The organism is Paenibacillus sp. EKM301P, from assembly GCF_011800295.1.
Taxonomy (GTDB): domain Bacteria; phylum Bacillota; class Bacilli; order Paenibacillales; family Paenibacillaceae; genus Paenibacillus; species Paenibacillus polymyxa.
Genome location: NZ_JAALFM010000003.1, coordinates 1 through 16496 on the forward strand (window position 1 = coordinate 1; position 16496 = coordinate 16496).

General features: G+C 42.5%; 13 protein-coding genes and 1 rRNA gene. 1 reads left to right on the forward strand and 13 read right to left on the reverse strand.

The window, feature by feature from the left end:
* From HFD99_RS08335 to rfbC, 12 genes are all read right to left on the reverse strand, one after another.
* Positions 1–58, reverse strand: a 16S ribosomal RNA gene (locus HFD99_RS08335); the annotation flags it as partial.
* A 377-nt stretch (positions 59–435) separates the two neighbouring features.
* Entirely contained in the window at positions 436–2451 is a 2016-nt protein-coding gene (gene ligA, locus HFD99_RS08340; RefSeq protein ID WP_123797692.1) for an NAD-dependent DNA ligase LigA, read from the reverse strand.
* Between the two features lie 86 nt (positions 2452–2537).
* Positions 2538–4862, reverse strand: a complete 2325-nt coding sequence (gene pcrA / locus HFD99_RS08345; RefSeq protein WP_123797693.1) for a DNA helicase PcrA — start codon at positions 4860–4862, stop codon at positions 2538–2540.
* 41 nt (positions 4863–4903) lie between these two features.
* Positions 4904–5614 (reverse strand): heptaprenylglyceryl phosphate synthase, encoded by a 711-nt coding sequence (locus HFD99_RS08350; protein WP_123797694.1) that lies wholly within the window; start codon positions 5612–5614, stop codon positions 4904–4906.
* 126 nt (positions 5615–5740) lie between these two features.
* Complete coding sequence (locus HFD99_RS08355) at positions 5741–6613, reverse strand: phosphatidylinositol-specific phospholipase C/glycerophosphodiester phosphodiesterase family protein (RefSeq protein WP_031462313.1); 873 nt, start codon at positions 6611–6613, stop codon at positions 5741–5743.
* Between the two features lie 135 nt (positions 6614–6748).
* Entirely contained in the window at positions 6749–8149 is a 1401-nt protein-coding gene (locus tag HFD99_RS08360) for an undecaprenyl-phosphate glucose phosphotransferase (protein WP_123797695.1), read from the reverse strand.
* Positions 8146–9054 carry a glycosyltransferase family 2 protein gene (locus tag HFD99_RS08365; protein ID WP_123797696.1) on the reverse strand — a complete coding sequence of 303 codons (909 nt, stop codon included), beginning with the start codon at positions 9052–9054 and terminating at the stop codon, positions 8146–8148. The genes HFD99_RS08360 and HFD99_RS08365 overlap by 4 nt, the downstream gene beginning before the upstream one ends.
* Before the next feature lie 370 nt (positions 9055–9424).
* The gene (locus tag HFD99_RS26055) at positions 9425–9517 is read right to left on the reverse strand and encodes a putative holin-like toxin (RefSeq protein WP_219727884.1); all 93 of its coding nucleotides are present in this window, start codon (positions 9515–9517) and stop codon (positions 9425–9427) included.
* Between the two features lie 183 nt (positions 9518–9700).
* On the reverse strand, positions 9701–10612 hold the full coding sequence (locus HFD99_RS08370) for a glycosyltransferase family 2 protein (protein WP_238797226.1): 912 nt from the start codon (positions 10610–10612) through the stop codon (positions 9701–9703).
* A gap of 192 nt (positions 10613–10804) precedes the next feature.
* On the reverse strand, positions 10805–11677 hold the full coding sequence (rfbD, locus tag HFD99_RS08375; protein ID WP_016822988.1) for a dTDP-4-dehydrorhamnose reductase: 873 nt from the start codon (positions 11675–11677) through the stop codon (positions 10805–10807).
* A gap of 1 nt (position 11678) precedes the next feature.
* Positions 11679–12698 (reverse strand): dTDP-glucose 4,6-dehydratase, encoded by a 1020-nt coding sequence (gene rfbB / locus HFD99_RS08380; protein WP_107733877.1) that lies wholly within the window; start codon positions 12696–12698, stop codon positions 11679–11681.
* Positions 12699–12778: 80 nt separating this feature from the next.
* On the reverse strand, positions 12779–13324 hold the full coding sequence (rfbC, locus tag HFD99_RS08385; RefSeq protein ID WP_123797698.1) for a dTDP-4-dehydrorhamnose 3,5-epimerase: 546 nt from the start codon (positions 13322–13324) through the stop codon (positions 12779–12781).
* An 83-nt stretch (positions 13325–13407) separates the two neighbouring features.
* On the opposite strand from rfbC, the gene HFD99_RS08390 reads away from it, so the two are divergent.
* The gene (locus HFD99_RS08390) at positions 13408–15282 is read left to right on the forward strand and encodes a hypothetical protein (protein WP_123797699.1); all 1875 of its coding nucleotides are present in this window, start codon (positions 13408–13410) and stop codon (positions 15280–15282) included.
* Between the two features lie 69 nt (positions 15283–15351).
* Here the strand turns inward: HFD99_RS08390 and HFD99_RS08395 are convergent, their stop codons facing one another.
* Positions 15352–16449, reverse strand: coding sequence for an acyltransferase family protein (locus HFD99_RS08395; protein ID WP_123797700.1), 1098 nt, complete (start codon positions 16447–16449; stop codon positions 15352–15354).
* Between the last annotated feature and the right edge of the window lie 47 nt (positions 16450–16496).

Sequence of the window (16496 nt, forward strand, 5' to 3'; positions counted from 1 at the left end):
GCATGTATTAGGCACGCCGCCAGCGTTCGTCCTGAGCCAGGATCAAACTCTCCATTAAAGACCAACCGAAGTTGGTTTATAGAAAGAGCGATTAGCTCATTTTTAATGCTAGCGATTCTTCTTTATAAAAGAAGTAATCTTTATTTCATCATCCATTTGTTCAGTTTTCAAAGAACTTGTCTGACCTCGTTTGTTTAACAAGTCAGGAATTAGATCATATCATGTTAGTTGCTTTCTTGTCAAATCTTTTTTTTCGATTTTCTTTTTAGCAACTTTGCTTCAAGAAATATTATTCTCAAAGCAACGTCTAATAATATATCATGCCTGAAGTTATTTAGCAAGCACCTTTTTATACTCTTGTTCTTTACTATATAACAGATAATAAGGCAGCCACTCCGCTTTGGAACGGAATGACTGCCCTCATTGCAAAAACTATTATTCTTGTTCTAACAGTCTGATAAATTCATCCTCATCTTCTATGGTGTCGATTCCGAGCTGTTGTGCCTTAGCCAGCTTGCTCCCAGCCTTTTCACCAGCTATGACTAGATCCGTTTTTTTCGATACAGATCCGGCAACTTTGGCCCCCAGCGCCTCCAGCCTCGATGCAGCTTCATCACGCGTAAGCTGATGCAAGGTACCTGTAAGCACAACCGTTTTGCCACTGAAAAAGCTGTCTGTCTTTTTCGCCTGTGGAGCTTCGGGGGCCTGAGCTTTTACCCCTAGAGACAGCATCTTTTCAATCCCTGCTTGAGTAAATGGATCGGCAAAGAATGCAACAATGCTTTCAGCTACAATCCCACCTACATCCGGGAGTTCTATCAGTTCATCCACCGTAGCAGACATCGTCTTGTGCAAGTCACGATAGTGTTCAGCCAACATGCGTGTCGTCGCTTTACCGGTATTCGGTATGCCCAAAGCATAAAGGAAAGAAGCCAGGTCTCTCTCCTTACTCTTTTCGAGTGCCGCCAAGAGGTTATTGGCCTTTTTCTCACCAAATCGCTCCAGCTTCACAAGATCATCATATTGCAGTGTATACAGATCCGCTGGTTCACGAACTCCCAATTCATCATGCAGTTGAATAGCTGTTTTATCACTGAACGTCTCAATGTCCATAGCATCACGTGAAGCAAAATGAGAAATGCGGGCCACAATTTGGGGTTTACAACCTAGCTTATTGTCACAAAATAAATGAGCGCCTCGCTGCTGCAGCGGAAACCCACAAGCTGGACAATGATCTGGAACCACAATTTCCTCTCCATCGTTCTCAGATGTTACTTTTCCCAAAATCTCAGGAATAACATCGTTTGAGCGACGAATAAACACACGTGCCCCCAAAGCAAACTTCAAGTTTTTACGCTCGATGTCACCAGCATTGTTCAGCGTACAATTTTGTACAGTGACTCCCGCCAGCTCTACCGGTTCTACCCTAGCCAGTGGAGTGATCTTCCCGGTTCTTCCTACATTCCACTCGACCGAGTTAAGCACCGTAGTCGTTTCCTCTGCTTCGAACTTATAGGCCACCGCCCAGCGTGGGAATTTATCAGTATATCCGAGAACCTCACGTGTGCGCATATCTGTAATTTTCAATACTGCCCCATCAATAAGATAGTCAAATCCCGCACGAGATTCTTCAATCTCAATCAGTTGCTCCATTACATCATCAAAATTATCAAAGTAAGTCAAGTATGGGTTTACCTTGAAATGATTTTCGCGCAGGAAGGTCATCATCTCCTGGTGGCTGTTAAACTGGATACCGTCTGCATATCCCACGTTGTAGAAAAATGCATTCAGTCGGCGTTCTGCTGTCACTTTGGGATTCAAGTTGCGCAAAGCACCAGCTGCAGCGTTGCGTGCATTTTTAAGTGGGTCCGCGGCAGTCTCATTATATTTGGACAGTACAGAAAGATTCATGATTCCTTCTCCCTGCACTTCAATTGTTCCATTTCGAAAAGGAATTGTAAGTGGCACGGATTTAATCGTCTTGACCTGTGCCAGTATCCCCTCACCTACCACACCATTACCACGTGTGGAAGCCTGCACCAGTTGTCCATCCGTGTATGTCAGGTTCAGCGTCAGTCCATCAAATTTTAGTTCTATCGCATAGCCGGGGGATGGCAAAGGTTGCTCCGGGTTCTTGGTATTATAATCATTGATCAGCTTCACGACACGCGCATTCCATGCACGCAGCTGCTCCATATTCTGAGCTTTATCAAGGCTCCATAATGGAGCGAGATGGCGATGCGGTGTGAAGCCCTTGAGGATCTCCCCGCCCACACGCTGTGTTGGCGAATCCGGCAGTACAAGACCGCTTGTCTGTTCAAGCGCTACCAGTTCGTCATAAAGCACATCATATTCTTTGTCGCTGATCTGGGGATCATCCAATGTATAGTAGTGATAGTTATATGTGTTCAGTTCAGCAACAAGCTGCTCCATCCTGTGCATTGGGTTCATGCAGGCGTATCCCTCCGGGAACTTCATTAGGGCAAAGGCCTTAGCCAAGCTGCCCTATGAGGTTCGAGATTTAATAATATTTAGGATTATTCTACTTTTGTAATCGGTGCAAAGCCAGCTAACAGTCGTTTAACCCCTACTGGAGCCGGGAAAGCAATCTGAAGCTCCATATCATTGCCCGTTCCTTTTACAGCTACAATGGTTCCAATTCCCCACTTGCCATGCTGTACCTTGTCTCCGGCAGCAAAAATGGATGCCCCCCCTGTCGAAACAGACGGAGTTGGTTTTGCAGGTGAGGAAGTGGTCACTGTTACGCGGGGCGACGCGGAAGCAGACGAGCCACTACGGCTCATCGTATCAAACGAGCGCTCTCCACCAAAGTTGCTGCCACTGCTTTTGCCCAGTCCGCGACCACCATAAGATCCGCCTACATTGCCTGAACGACGGTAACGATCACGCTTGATGACCGTATCCTCTTTTAACTCATCCGGAATCTCTTCGAGAAAGCGGGAAGGCGGGTTAGCTGTGGTACGTCCAAACAGAGTGCGCATCTGAGCGCATGTGAGGAACAACTGCTCCTCAGCACGGGTAATCCCGACATACGCCAATCTACGCTCTTCCTCCAGCTCTTCATTATCCAAAAAGGCCCTGCTGTGAGGGAATACCCCTTCCTCCATACCAACGATAAATACGATAGGAAACTCCAGTCCTTTGGCGCTATGCATGGTCATTAATACAACCGCATCACTCTGCTCCTCTTCATCGTCATTCATGGAATCAATATCGGCAATGAGAGCAAGATCGGTCAGGAAGGAGACAAGCGACTTGTCTTCCGTCCCTTTTTCAAATTCCATAGTTACCGACAGAAACTCATCAATATTCTCCAAACGCGAGCGTGACTCGAGTGTATTCTCGTTTTGTAGTTCCAATCGATATTGGGTGGTTTCCAGCATTTTTTCGGTCAACTCAGTAACTGACAGGTAATCCACCATCCGACTTAAACCTTCAATCATATCGTAAAACTCTACAAGCGCATTGCGCGTGCGTCCAGCAAAGCCCAAATCATCAACCACTTGAAGCACACGGAAAATCGAAACCCCACGTTCCGCCGCGGCTGCCTGTAATTTGCCAACCGTTGTGTCGCCGATGCTTCGTTTGGGTACATTAATGATTCGGATCAGGCTGATATCGTCGTCAGGATTGGACAGTAGGCGAAGATACGCCAGCAAATCCTTAATCTCTTTACGATCATAGAACTTGATTCCGCCCACGATTTGGTAAGGAATATCCGATTTGATCAAAATTTCCTCGACCACCCGAGACTGGGCATTCGTACGGTACAAAATGGCATGATGGCTATAGGTTTTGCCCGCCTTAATATTCTTATGAATTTCTGAGGCGATAAAATAGCCTTCGTCATGCTCGGAGTCAGCACGATAAACCTTAATCTTGGCGCCGCCTTCTTTGTCGGTCCATAGTTTTTTTGGCTTGCGGCCTGTGTTTTGGCCAATGACTTCGTTAGCTGCATTAAGAATATTTGAAGTTGAGCGATAATTCTGCTCCAGCAAAATCGTGCGTGCTTCCGGGTAATCCTCTTCAAAGTTCAAAATGTTGCTAATATCCGCACCCCGCCACCGATAGATAGATTGGTCGCTGTCACCTACAACACATAGCCGATGATGCTTGTCAGCCAGCATTTTGCACAGCATGTACTGCGCACGGTTCGTATCCTGATATTCATCAACATGAATGTATTGAAATTTCTTCTGGTAGAAATCAAGTACCTCGGGCACTTCTTTAAAGAGCTGAATCGTTGCCATAATCAAATCATCAAAATCAAGAGAGTTGTTGTTTCTGAGCCGTTGTTGGTACTTGGTATATACCTTCGCCACAATTCCTTCAAAATAATCGCCAATCTTGCGCTCATACATTTCGGGAGTGACCAGTTCATTTTTAGCCGTACTCATCATAGACTGAACCGCTTTGGGTTCAAACTTTTTGGTATCTATATTCAGGTCCTTCATACAGCTTCGGATGACAGACAATTGATCCGTAGAATCCAAGATGCTGAAATTGGAGGTAAATCCGATCCGCTCGATATCCCGGCGTAAAATACGCACACACATGGAGTGAAAGGTGGATACCCACACATCTTTCCCCTGCGGACCAATCAGCTTGGATACGCGATCCTGCATTTCACGCGCGGCCTTGTTCGTAAAGGTAATCGCCAAAATCCCCCATGGAGCCGTCTTGCGGGTCGCAATGAGGTAAGCTATTCGGTGCGTGAGCACCCGTGTCTTACCACTGCCTGCGCCAGCCATAATTAGCAGAGGACCATCTACCGCCTCCACGGCCTGACGCTGAGGCTGATTAAGGCGAGCTACCGCCTCGTGTATATCTATTGATTGCATGCGTGCATGCTCCTTTCCCTAAGCTTTCATATATTCACGCTCTATACTTCCAATTTCACAGCTATCGTCTCCAACGCTTTCGCCAAATCACGATAAATAATGTTTCCTACTACAATGGTGTCACAAACAGCTGCTGCTTGTAACGCGGTAGATTTATCCACGATCCCTCCTCCGTATAAGACACGAGATCGCTCCGTACCACGATGTATTTGTTGTACCAGTTCCATATCTCCAAAGACACCGCTATATTCCACATATACAATCGGTAGATGCATAAGCTTGTCAGCAATCTGTGCATATGAAGCGGCAGCAGAAGCACTCAGCGAAGTTTCCGCACCAGTAAGCTTAGCGACGGTGGAATCACCGTTCAAAACAATATATCCTTCCGTCACAAGCAAATCCCAAGGGATCATATAACCAAATTGCTCAATCGCACGTTGGTGCTGCCCCATAATCCAATTACTGTCAGCGGCATTCAGCACCATGGGAATCATATATAGATCAAACCCCGGCACCACAGCTTCCAGATCGGATACCTCAAGCACACACGGCACCTCATAACGCCGAACCCGCGACAGCAAATCCACCGTATTTTCATAGGTTACGCCCGATGAACCTCCCACCATAATGGCGTCCGTACCAGACATACACACGGCATCAAGCGCCTCATCTTTCAGTTCCTTGTCGGGATCAAGCTTAAATACATGCCTCCATGATTGAATTGAATCTGCCAACACACATTCCTCCAGCATCCATTGCTTTTGTCATCATCCAGACGAGCCGAATTCCAATATCCAAAAGCGTTCTATGCTAAGTCTATGACAGTGCTTAAAAGGTGTCAATGTTCGTATCAAATGGGAACACCGAGTTCAGACAGCTCATGGTCTCAGCGCATACAACCAACTGCGTCTACGAAGTTCTTTTTCCGTTAAAACGTCAGTATAAAAACCTCTTACACCCATCTGTTCGTACTCAGTGGCGTCCTTCAACTCGTTAATCGTATTTACGTAGCACACTGCCCCTGCCTGACGCAAACTTTCCACTAAGGCACCACTCACGCGATTTTCTGGTAAAGTTACTGCTGTTATATCATGCTGTTGGACAAATTGAATGATCTGGTCATCCGTGTCTTCTGTAGCATATAGCGTATAAATGATGGATGTATAAGGATAGATACTCCGCAACGTTTGCAACATTTCTTCATTATAAATTTGAGGGACAATACGAGACAGAAGTTCGGGATTTTTCTCCTGGGCCTGATGGGTCAGTTGTGCAAATAACTGTTTGATTTGGGCAGGGTCCTGCTCTTTCGTATCGGTCACAATATAGGCATCCGGGTAGTTTTCCAATAAATCCAATACATCCTTCCAATCAAGTGGAGTATAAGAACCGTGTATGGGGGTGTTTTTAAACTGATGATAGCTCCAAGGCTTTCCGCCCTGCTCTGTAGCAACTGCGTATTCCTGTTGCATTTGTTTGGTAAAGGATTCTGTCCATTCATGGCGGGCCACCAAATGTCCATCCGAAGTAAACATCAGGTCGACCTCGAATACACGGCTGCCTTTTTTATAATTTTCCACAAACGCTTCACGCGCATTGGTATAGGCCAAACCATCAACGGCTCCCATGGCATGGGAAATCACACGGTGTGTGGTAAAGCCAGTATGTTCTTCTGTAGATTGTCCTTTGTAAGCCAGTAAAAATGTACCGATTATCATTAAAAGAATAACTGCAGCAATCACTCGTTTCATAGGGTGTCACATCCTTTTCGTACAGGTCAATACCCTACATACACCTACTCAAAACAGCCCTATATCAGCTGAACTAAAAAATCAGCTATATAGACACAAAAACACCCTCCGACTAAGCCGAAGGGTGACTCTGGATTAATATGCGTTTTTGAAACCATTGCGAATCGTGCGAAAAATAATTTTAATATCGAATAAGAGCGACCAGTTCTCAATATAGAAGATGTCATGCTTAATCCGTTCCTCAATAGATGTATCTCCGCGCAAACCGTTACTCTGTGCCCAGCCTGTAATTCCAGGACGAACATGATGCTTCACCATGTATTTTGGAATTTCCTCACGGAACTGATCCACATAATAGGGCCGTTCCGGACGTGGGCCAACGACGCTCATATCACCCAACAGTACGTTGAAAAACTGTGGCAGCTCGTCGAGGCTTGTTTTACGAATAAACGTACCAAAACGTGTGCGTCTTGGGTCATTAGCAGTCGTCCAGCCCGTATCTTCAGTTCCAGGTGGCAGTACCTTCATGGAGCGAAATTTGTACATCCGGAAGGTGCGACGGTTCAAGCCTACTCGCTCCTGCTTAAAAATAATGGGGCCTTTCGACGTGACCTTCACACCAATCGCCACGACCAGCATAATCGGAGAGGTCAGAATAATCGCAAATAAAGAAAATAAAATATCGAACAGACGCTTAAACAATCGATTCCCTGCTACATCCAGTGGAATATCCCGTACATTAATCATCGGCATACCTGCAAAGTTGTCAAAGTAAGGTCGTGCCGGCAAATAATCAAAGAAATCGGGAATAATAAGCGTGCGCACTCCAGCCTTTTCACACATGTTGATAATCTTGGGATACTTATCATGAGCATCCAGCGGCAGCGCCAGAATGACCTCATCAATCATCAGGCGCGACAGCGTTGCCTCCAACTGATCTAATCCTCCAAGAATCGGGCGAAAATGGGCCTCTTCCTCTTCACTCCAATGCCGTTTATCATCCAGAAATCCCACTACTTCATAGCCTAAATCAGGATATTGTCCAAGATTATGATAAAATCGTTGGCCCAAAGAACCCGCTCCAAGTATGAGCATGAATTGCTTATTGTATCCTTTTTGACGGAGGACTTTAAGAACTTGCTTCAAAAAATATCGATAAAACAAAATAATCAGTACATTACCAATCATATAGATCGCCAGATAAGACCGCGAAATGTCGATTTGCTTCACGAAGAACATCACACTCAACAGCACAAACAGGCCAACAATATGAATCTGTGTGACGCGAAACACATCATCTGCAAACCTCTTTTTGCGTTTTGGTGAATAGAGCGAGAATAACATTCCCAGCACTACGGCAATCAGACCGTATATTAAGCTCCACCCTCCATATACTTGAATAGGAAGTGGCTCTTTATAAGTGATCCATTCACTTTCAAATTTGAAAAACCAAGCGATCAGAAAGGATAACTGAATGACCGCGAAATCCGCCACAATATATAATTGGGTTAAAAAACGCTGATTTCTGCGTATCATGCTTTCACCTCAGTACGAGATTGTTCCCCGCTGTCCGGCTTAACCGGTGCAGACAACTTATTTTTTAGAAAAGCCATTCCAAACTTCACCGTAATTCCCGCATATACAGCCATGTTGGTGAACCAGCTGTACTGCTGCTTATAATGCTTTCGATGGAATACCCACATAGCTCTATGAAACTCATAAATAATTTTCAAAGGGCGACGGCGAGCGCTTCCTCCTTTGATATGAATAATATATGTGTGTGGGTAGTAGTAAATGCCCCAACCAGCTTGTTTAATCCGGTAACACCAGTCTATATCCTCACCATACATAAAAAAGGTTTCGTCCAATCCGCCAACCTGGTCAATCGTCTCCCGACGCACCAGCATAAAAGCCCCTACCAGCACATCTACAGGATACTCATCATCCGGGCTTAGATGCCCAAGCTGATATTGGTTGTACTTTGGGTTATCCGGGTAACGCTTCGACCAGCCGAAAGCATAGTAAAAAGACGCAGACGGCGTTGGAAACCCTCGCTTACAAGCCTTATCTAGCGAGCCATCCGGCAGGATGACCTTACAGCCCGATGCACCCATCTCCGGATGCGTATCCATAAATCGAATCATTGTATCCAGCGTATCCGGCTGCACCAACGTATCGGAGTTCAACAGCAATACATAACGCCCGCTAGCTACTTCCATGCCCTGGTTGTTCGCCTTGGCAAACCCTGTATTATCCTGATTAGCTATCAACATAATTTCCGGGTATGCAGCACGAATAGCCTCAACAGACCCGTCACTGGAGTGATTATCGATAACAATCACTTCATATCGATACTGCGTCTTTGACGCATACACCGATTGCAAACAATCCAGCGTCAATCGACATGTATTATAGTTGACGACCAGTATGCTTACATCCATATTTAAAACGCTCCTGACAAATTCAGTAATCTATTCTACTATCGCCTATTATAGCATACCGTGCAAACCACGGGGCGCAAAAAAGCACATAACTTGTAACCTTGCATAGTTAGTAGAATTTCGCAAAATTCGATTCCAGTCGCTCCAAAGTGCAAATATAGACAAACGAAACCATTTGGATCTATATATTGTTCATTGGAAGTCGATTATTAGATTTTTGTAAAATCCTCGGTTGAGGTCTAAATTTCATCGTGGTAAGATATACATGGAAAAAGGGCTGGTGCCAGCCAGCCCCGCGCAACCAACGCTCCAAGAGCGGACGGTTTTGGAACAATCAGGCCGAAAATAGACCCTTCCTTGCGGGGGCGGTCTATTTTCGTTTGTTAAACTCTAACAGTGTGACGATTAACGCCCCGAACGTCAGCATTAAACTGAGCGCCTCAAACACTGTCACAGGCTTCACCCCCCTCCTCGGGAGAGTTAGCCGACCGCCCTTGTCAGCTCTATCGGTTGCACGTTTCAATTATACTATATATTTCCAAAAAGGAACACGCATTCGATGGTATTTTATCTAGCATTCATTTGTACCTTTGATTATTTGACGCTCTTATATGGAAAAAAGTTTCAATATTTTTCTTTCCAGCCCCTATAATTTCCCCAGTATAAAAACGAACTTATAAATCCAGTTGTCCAACCGTGACTGCCTGTAAAATGGAGACTGCCCAATATATTTCATACGAGAAAGCACACCCTTTTGGTAGCTATCCAGGAATTGATCCACATCTCTGTACAATTGAGAAGGCATGTCTTGTCCATAAAGTTGAACAAATTGCCGGGCTTGCTTACTTAAAATATATCGATTTTTTCCTTTCACAAATCTACTTAGTCTCTTCCTCCACTTGCTAACCAAGCCATCCGTTGAACCTCCCAGCACATTGTTTTGATGTTGGCGATACCAAATGGACGGCTCGGGATCAAAAACAACCTCACCAAAAGAAGCGGTACATAAGTAAATCCACCAGTCATGCATAATAACATTGTTTAAAGTAGCTGGAATTTTCTTTTTCACGAGCTGGAGTGTTGGTTTATTGAACACCGTGGTACAACCTACACACACATTCTCGATGAGAGCATTATATAAGGATAAAGGTCTGGGAATATCAGCTGGCCATACTTTGAGTGGCTCCAAGTTTTGAGAGACCATTTGGGTAGCAGAACAATACATCAGCGGCCGGCTCACATCCTTTTCCCCGAGCTTAGCTACAGCCCGAGCAAGCTTGTTCGGCATCCATACATCATCCTGATCGCAAAAGGCGTAATAGTCGAATGTCTCGGACGATCTTTGAATCAGATCAAAAAAACTCGCAATAACACCTACATTACTCTCTGGGCATAACCTAATCTGTTTGGGATAACGTTGCTCCAATGTAATCAACTTGGCTACCGTATCATCTGTTGAGCCATCATCACGGATTAGAATCTGTACTTCTACGTCTTTTTGATTGATGAGACTTTCTACCTGCTCATCTAAGTAAGCTGCTCCATTATATGTAGACAATAAAACTTGTACGTTAGGTCTGTTCAGAATAATGCCCTCCTTCTTTGAAAATATGGGCTACGGGGACATGTACATTCCACCTGCCTATACATTATAATGCTCATCACCCTTAATCAACATAGTCTTAAATATAATAAAATCCCCCAATTCTGAAATGATGGGAGATTTCTAATAGCTATGATAAAGTTTTAATTATTCAGATTTATCAAAATACTCCTGCAAAAAGTCACGCAATCCCTTGCGCCAATCCTGTAAATCGTGGAATCCGTTGGTCCGGATTGCAATATGCTCCATCACGGAATTACGTGGACGCGCTGCGGGTCTGGGAAACTGCTCTGTGCTGCATGGCTCTAATTTTGCAGTGATTTTCACAGCATATAGCTCTGCGGCATCCTGCAAAATAGCTTGTGTGAACTCGTACCAGGTGCAAGAACCGCTATTGGATGCATGATATACGCCATACTTCTCCGTTTGAATCAATTCCGCCAAAAAATGTGCCAAATCCACCGTATAGGTAGGTGAACCCTTCTGATCATTTACCACCTGAAGCTGCGGCTTCTCTTGTCCAAGCTTCAACATGGTTTTAACGAAATTGTTCCCGTACAGCCCATACACCCATGACGTACGAACAATAAAGTACCTAGAGCAAAGTGTCTCGGTTAGCACCTCTCCCGCCCGTTTGGACTTCCCATAGATACTCTGTGGATTCGTATTATCATATTCGTGATAGGGCTGCTCAGCGGTTCCATCAAATACATAATCTGTACTGATATACACCAGTTTAGCTCCTACTTTTTCCGCAGCCAATACCATATTACGTGTTCCAGCAGCATTTACTTGATAAGCTCTATCCATATCAGTCTCCGCCGCATCAACCGCTGTATACGCTGCACAGTGGATTACAGCTTCAGGCTGATATTGTCCCACTATTTTCATCGCCTGGTCCAAATCCGTAATATCCAGCTGTTCCCGATCATAGCCAACAACATCATGTCCTTGCTCTTGGAAGACCTTTACCACATCCTTGCCGAGTTGACCGGATGCTCCAGTAACCAATATTTTCATTTTACACATCCCCTAAGCGGGAACCATACTGCTTGGCATAATATTGCTGATATTCACCGGATTGAATGCGGGTCCACCATTCCTCGTTGTCCAAGTACCAGCGAATCGTTTCTTTAATGCCGGTCTCAAAAGAGTGTTTGGGCTTCCAGCCCAGCTCGTTCATAGTTTTGGTCGGATCGATTCCATAACGGCGATCATGACCCGGACGATCCTGCACATAAGAGATTAGAGATTCTGGCTTGCCTAGCTCCTCCAATACCGTTTTGACGATATGCACATTCGTCCGCTCGTTATTTCCCCCGATATTATACACTTCACCCAGCTGGCCCTGATGAATGACCAGATCAATTGCACTACAGTGATCCTCTACATACAACCAATCGCGAATGTTCAAGCCATCCCCATACACAGGAAGCTGTTGGTCGCTCAATGCACGTGAGATCATTAACGGAATCAGTTTTTCTGGGAATTGATATGGACCGTAATTATTAGAACAACGTGTGATATTCACTGGCAAACCGAAGGTTTCATGATATGCACGAACTAACAGGTCACCGCCTGCCTTGGAAGCAGAATAGGGACTATTAGGCTGCAACGGAGTTTCCTCTGTGAACAATCCGGTTTCACCCAGAGAGCCATACACCTCATCTGTCGATACCTGCACAAATTTGGTCACATTATATTTCTTGGCGACATCCAGTAACACCTGTGTGCCCAGTACGTTTGTTTTCACAAACACTTCCGGCTCCAAAATACTCCGATCCACATGCGACTCTGCCGCAAAATTCACCACCACATCTATTCCCTGCTGCATCAGCTGATCCATCGCTTGTGCATCAGTAATATCCGCTTTCACAAAGGTATGCTTGGGATGATCTTCGATCGATTTCAAATTCTCCAAGTTGCCTGCATAAGTGAGGGCATCCACATTCACAATTTCATAGTCTGGATGCTGCTTTAACATATACAATACAAAGTTACTGCCAATAAATCCGGCACCGCCGGTGACAAGAAGTTTCATAAATACCTCCTCAAACGTGCTTCAATACATTTAACATGTTATTTTGAAACAGAACGACAAAACAGCCGCCTATTATCACTCTAATCAAAGTTAATGTCTGCATCCCTTAATGTCGGATGCTTCTGATCCTTCTCTGAAAGAATAGCATGAGAAGTTGGCCAATCAATCCCCAGCGCAGGGTCATTCCACAGAATTCCCCGATCATTTTCGGGTGAGTAATACTCGTCTACCTTATACAACACTTGAGTATTTGGAACGAGCGTACAGAACCCATGAGCAAATCCTTTAGGCACCAGTAACTGACGTCTATTATGCTCGCTTAAGATCACCCCGACCCATTGACCGAATGTTGGGGAACTTTTACGAATATCCACAATAACATCATAGATGGCTCCAGAAAGCACTCGGATAAGTTTGGTCTGGGCTTTAGGATGAAGCTGGTAATGCAGCCCTCGGATCACGCCAGCTTCTGCCGATAAGGACTGATTATCCTGAATAAAAACATGATTGATTCCATGCTGCTTCATAATTTGTTCATTGTAGCTTTCCATAAAAAAACCACGGTGATCACCATGGATCACGGGTTCAATGATTTTTGCACCTGCAAGTACTTCCTTTATTATCATTCACGAAACCTCCAACATCTTCTGTATATACTTTCATTTATGATTACTATAAAATTAATAAGCACACTATTTTGGGAGGGAATATGCTTTTGAATTTATCGAGAGTTAATAAAAATTTTGTTTGGTCCTATTTGATTTTGATGTGGCTACTTATCCCGATTCTCATATTGTTTAAAATTGATTCTTACTATATTTCCATATTATTCAGTCTAAATATTGCTCAGTCATTTGTCATAGGTGCTACATACATTTTACACATCAGTGGTATCTTAACATATGCAAAGAAAGAAATAATGGTGCAATACCTAGCTTTTGGCGGCTATCTCGTTGGGATTATATTCATTTACGCTTTCCTCCAAAGGGAACATTTCATTTATTATTGGGACTTTTCGGCCTATTGGAATACTTCCATACAATTTAATAACCTCTTAAGTACAGATTTTATAGCAGCATCTAAACAAATCTATGCAAGTATTTTAAGAGACGATTATTCCGTGTTCCCAACAGTCTTTCTCGCCTTACCCTTAAAGTTCTTAGGTACAAGCTACATGAGCTATGTGTTAGCAATCTATACCTGCTTCTTGTATCCTTCTTGTTTGATACTATTCTTATTATGTATCAAGATTGCTGATCAAATCCAGCTAAACACAAAATTGAACGTTCTTATCATCTTTGTACTTACATTTACTTTCCCAATTATGATAGCTCCTATGTTGGGTGGATACCTGGATTCTATAGGACTTATTTTTATCGGCTTGTCCCTAGTTATCTTATTTAATAATGATTTTGAACGCTTAAATGTAAAAGCGATTTTACTTTTAGCTGCTTGCCTGGTATTACTAACATTCACAAGACGATGGTATGGATTCTGGATCGTATCTTTTTTTGGGTCGATCGGTATCGCCTTTATATTCAAATGGATTCTAGATAAAGAGTTTCGCTTTAAGCAGCTCTTACAGGTTATCTTAAATTTTTTCATTATAGGAGCTTCAAGCGCATTGTTTCTTGTCATATTCTTCAATGAATTTATTCAAAGAGCTCTGACCAATAACTTTAAGAACGCCTACTCAGCTTATTATTTTGGTGACGTCTTAAGTAACTTGCAGAATTTATTTTATCATTACGGAGCCTTCATTTTCATCATAGCTCTTGTTGGTTGCATAGGCTTGTTATTCATTAGTAAAACAAGGTATATATCAATCTTTTTAGTTACGAACTTATTCATTACGTACTTTCTTTTTACAAGAATCCAAAGCTTAGCTTCTCAGCATTATTATCTGCTTACAGTGAATGTGTTAATTCTATTTATTAGTGGCGTTATTCTCATTCTAAACTATTTGTCCAAGATAAAATATGCAAAAAGTGTTGGCTTAGTTATTCTGGCTTATTTAGTGCTTTGTAATTTCTTAGTAACCTTTACGAATACAAATGCACGGCCTGTTACCTACTTCTCTTCTTTATTCAGTGACTTTAAACAAACACCTAGAGTAAGAACAGATATACCTGTTTTGAAGCAAATGACGGCTGATCTTAAGGAAATTTCATCAGAGCAGCATAAAGTATATGTCCTATCGAGCTCTGGAATTCTTAATGATGACATACTTAGACAGATCGAAATGCCTGACAATAGCAATGCTCTTCCGTTTATGAATCTGACTCACCATGTGGATTTAAGAGATGGCTTTCCAGTGTCGTTTTTTGAGTCTGATTATGTTGTGATCGCATTACCTACACAATACCATTTAGGTGAAAGTGGTCAAAAGGTTGTAGGTATACTCGCAGAAGAGGTCATGAACGGATCTCTTAAAAATAATTTTAAACCTTTAAAAAGCTATACTCTTGATAATAACGTAGAAGCCATCGTCTTGAAAAAGACGTCATCCATCACAAAAGAAAAAGTTGAGCTTATACGTTCACAATTCAGAAAAATATACCCTGATAATCCCGATCTTTTCTAATTCAATCCAGATGTCCGACGCATAAAAAAAGCCCTCGAATAAAAATCGGGGGCTTTTTTTTGTTAATCATTAAACATTTTTATTGGGAATTGTAGTTATTTTAGAATTGCCAAAACTAAATTTTTTGCCAATCAGGAATGGTAAGAATCTATTAAATATTTCAATGAAAAGGACACAACTTAAGAAGACAAGCAAGGTAGAGATAACAACAAATGAAATTCCATCTAAATACATATTTGTTTTAACAGAAAACATCTCGTAAAAATTCACATTCTCCCAGAAGCTAAGTATTAATCCATGCAGACCAAATATAATTAGAGAATTTTTACCAAAATAGGACAACAAGTTAGATGACTCAATTTTTTTAGATAAGTAAATATAGAATACTAGACTGCTCAGTACTGATAGGTAAAATAATATATAATTATGCCCATAGTAATTTCCTGACATGCCTGGCTTGTCATTTATTAAAAATAACACAAGACCCAGGAAGCCACCAGCATAAGCAATGTATGGTTTATTTATTTTGATTTTTTCAATAAAAAATTGTTCATTCATTTTAAATAAATAACCACAAATGATCAAGGAAGCTGCATTAATGGACGTGCCAAATGACCAGGGAAGTGCATGTGTATCAAGCTTACTTAAAAATGCCCCTAGAATGGTGAGCAATATCCAAAATACATATATATAACTTTTCTTTGAGAAAATCTTCAAAACTAAGTACGAAATAATTTGGGCCAAGAAAAGACAAGGTAGGAACCATAGAGACATATTAAGAATACCCAAGTGATTCCCATCTGCATATAAAAAAGTTTCAATAACAACTATTGGATCAAGTGTTCCGACAATCCCCATCCAATGCATCCAACCAAAATACAATAAGGAACATATATAAAGAGTCGTATATGGTAAAAGGATTGTTTTGATTTTAGACCACAAAAAACAACTAAATTTATACTTCTGAAAATTAGAGGTAAACCCAGAAGCAAAAAAGAAAAGAGGCATATGGAAGGAATAAAAATACCCTATTATAAAGCTTTTATCCATCAACTCATTCCCTTTAAAACCATGAGGCACCAAATGTGAGAAGACTAAAAAAATAATTGCCAGTCCCTTTAAAACATCTACCCACTTTATTCTAGCTGGAGCATGCACAATTTGCATTTATAAAGTCTCACTTTCTTTATGTCATTGTTATCTGCGGATTCTTT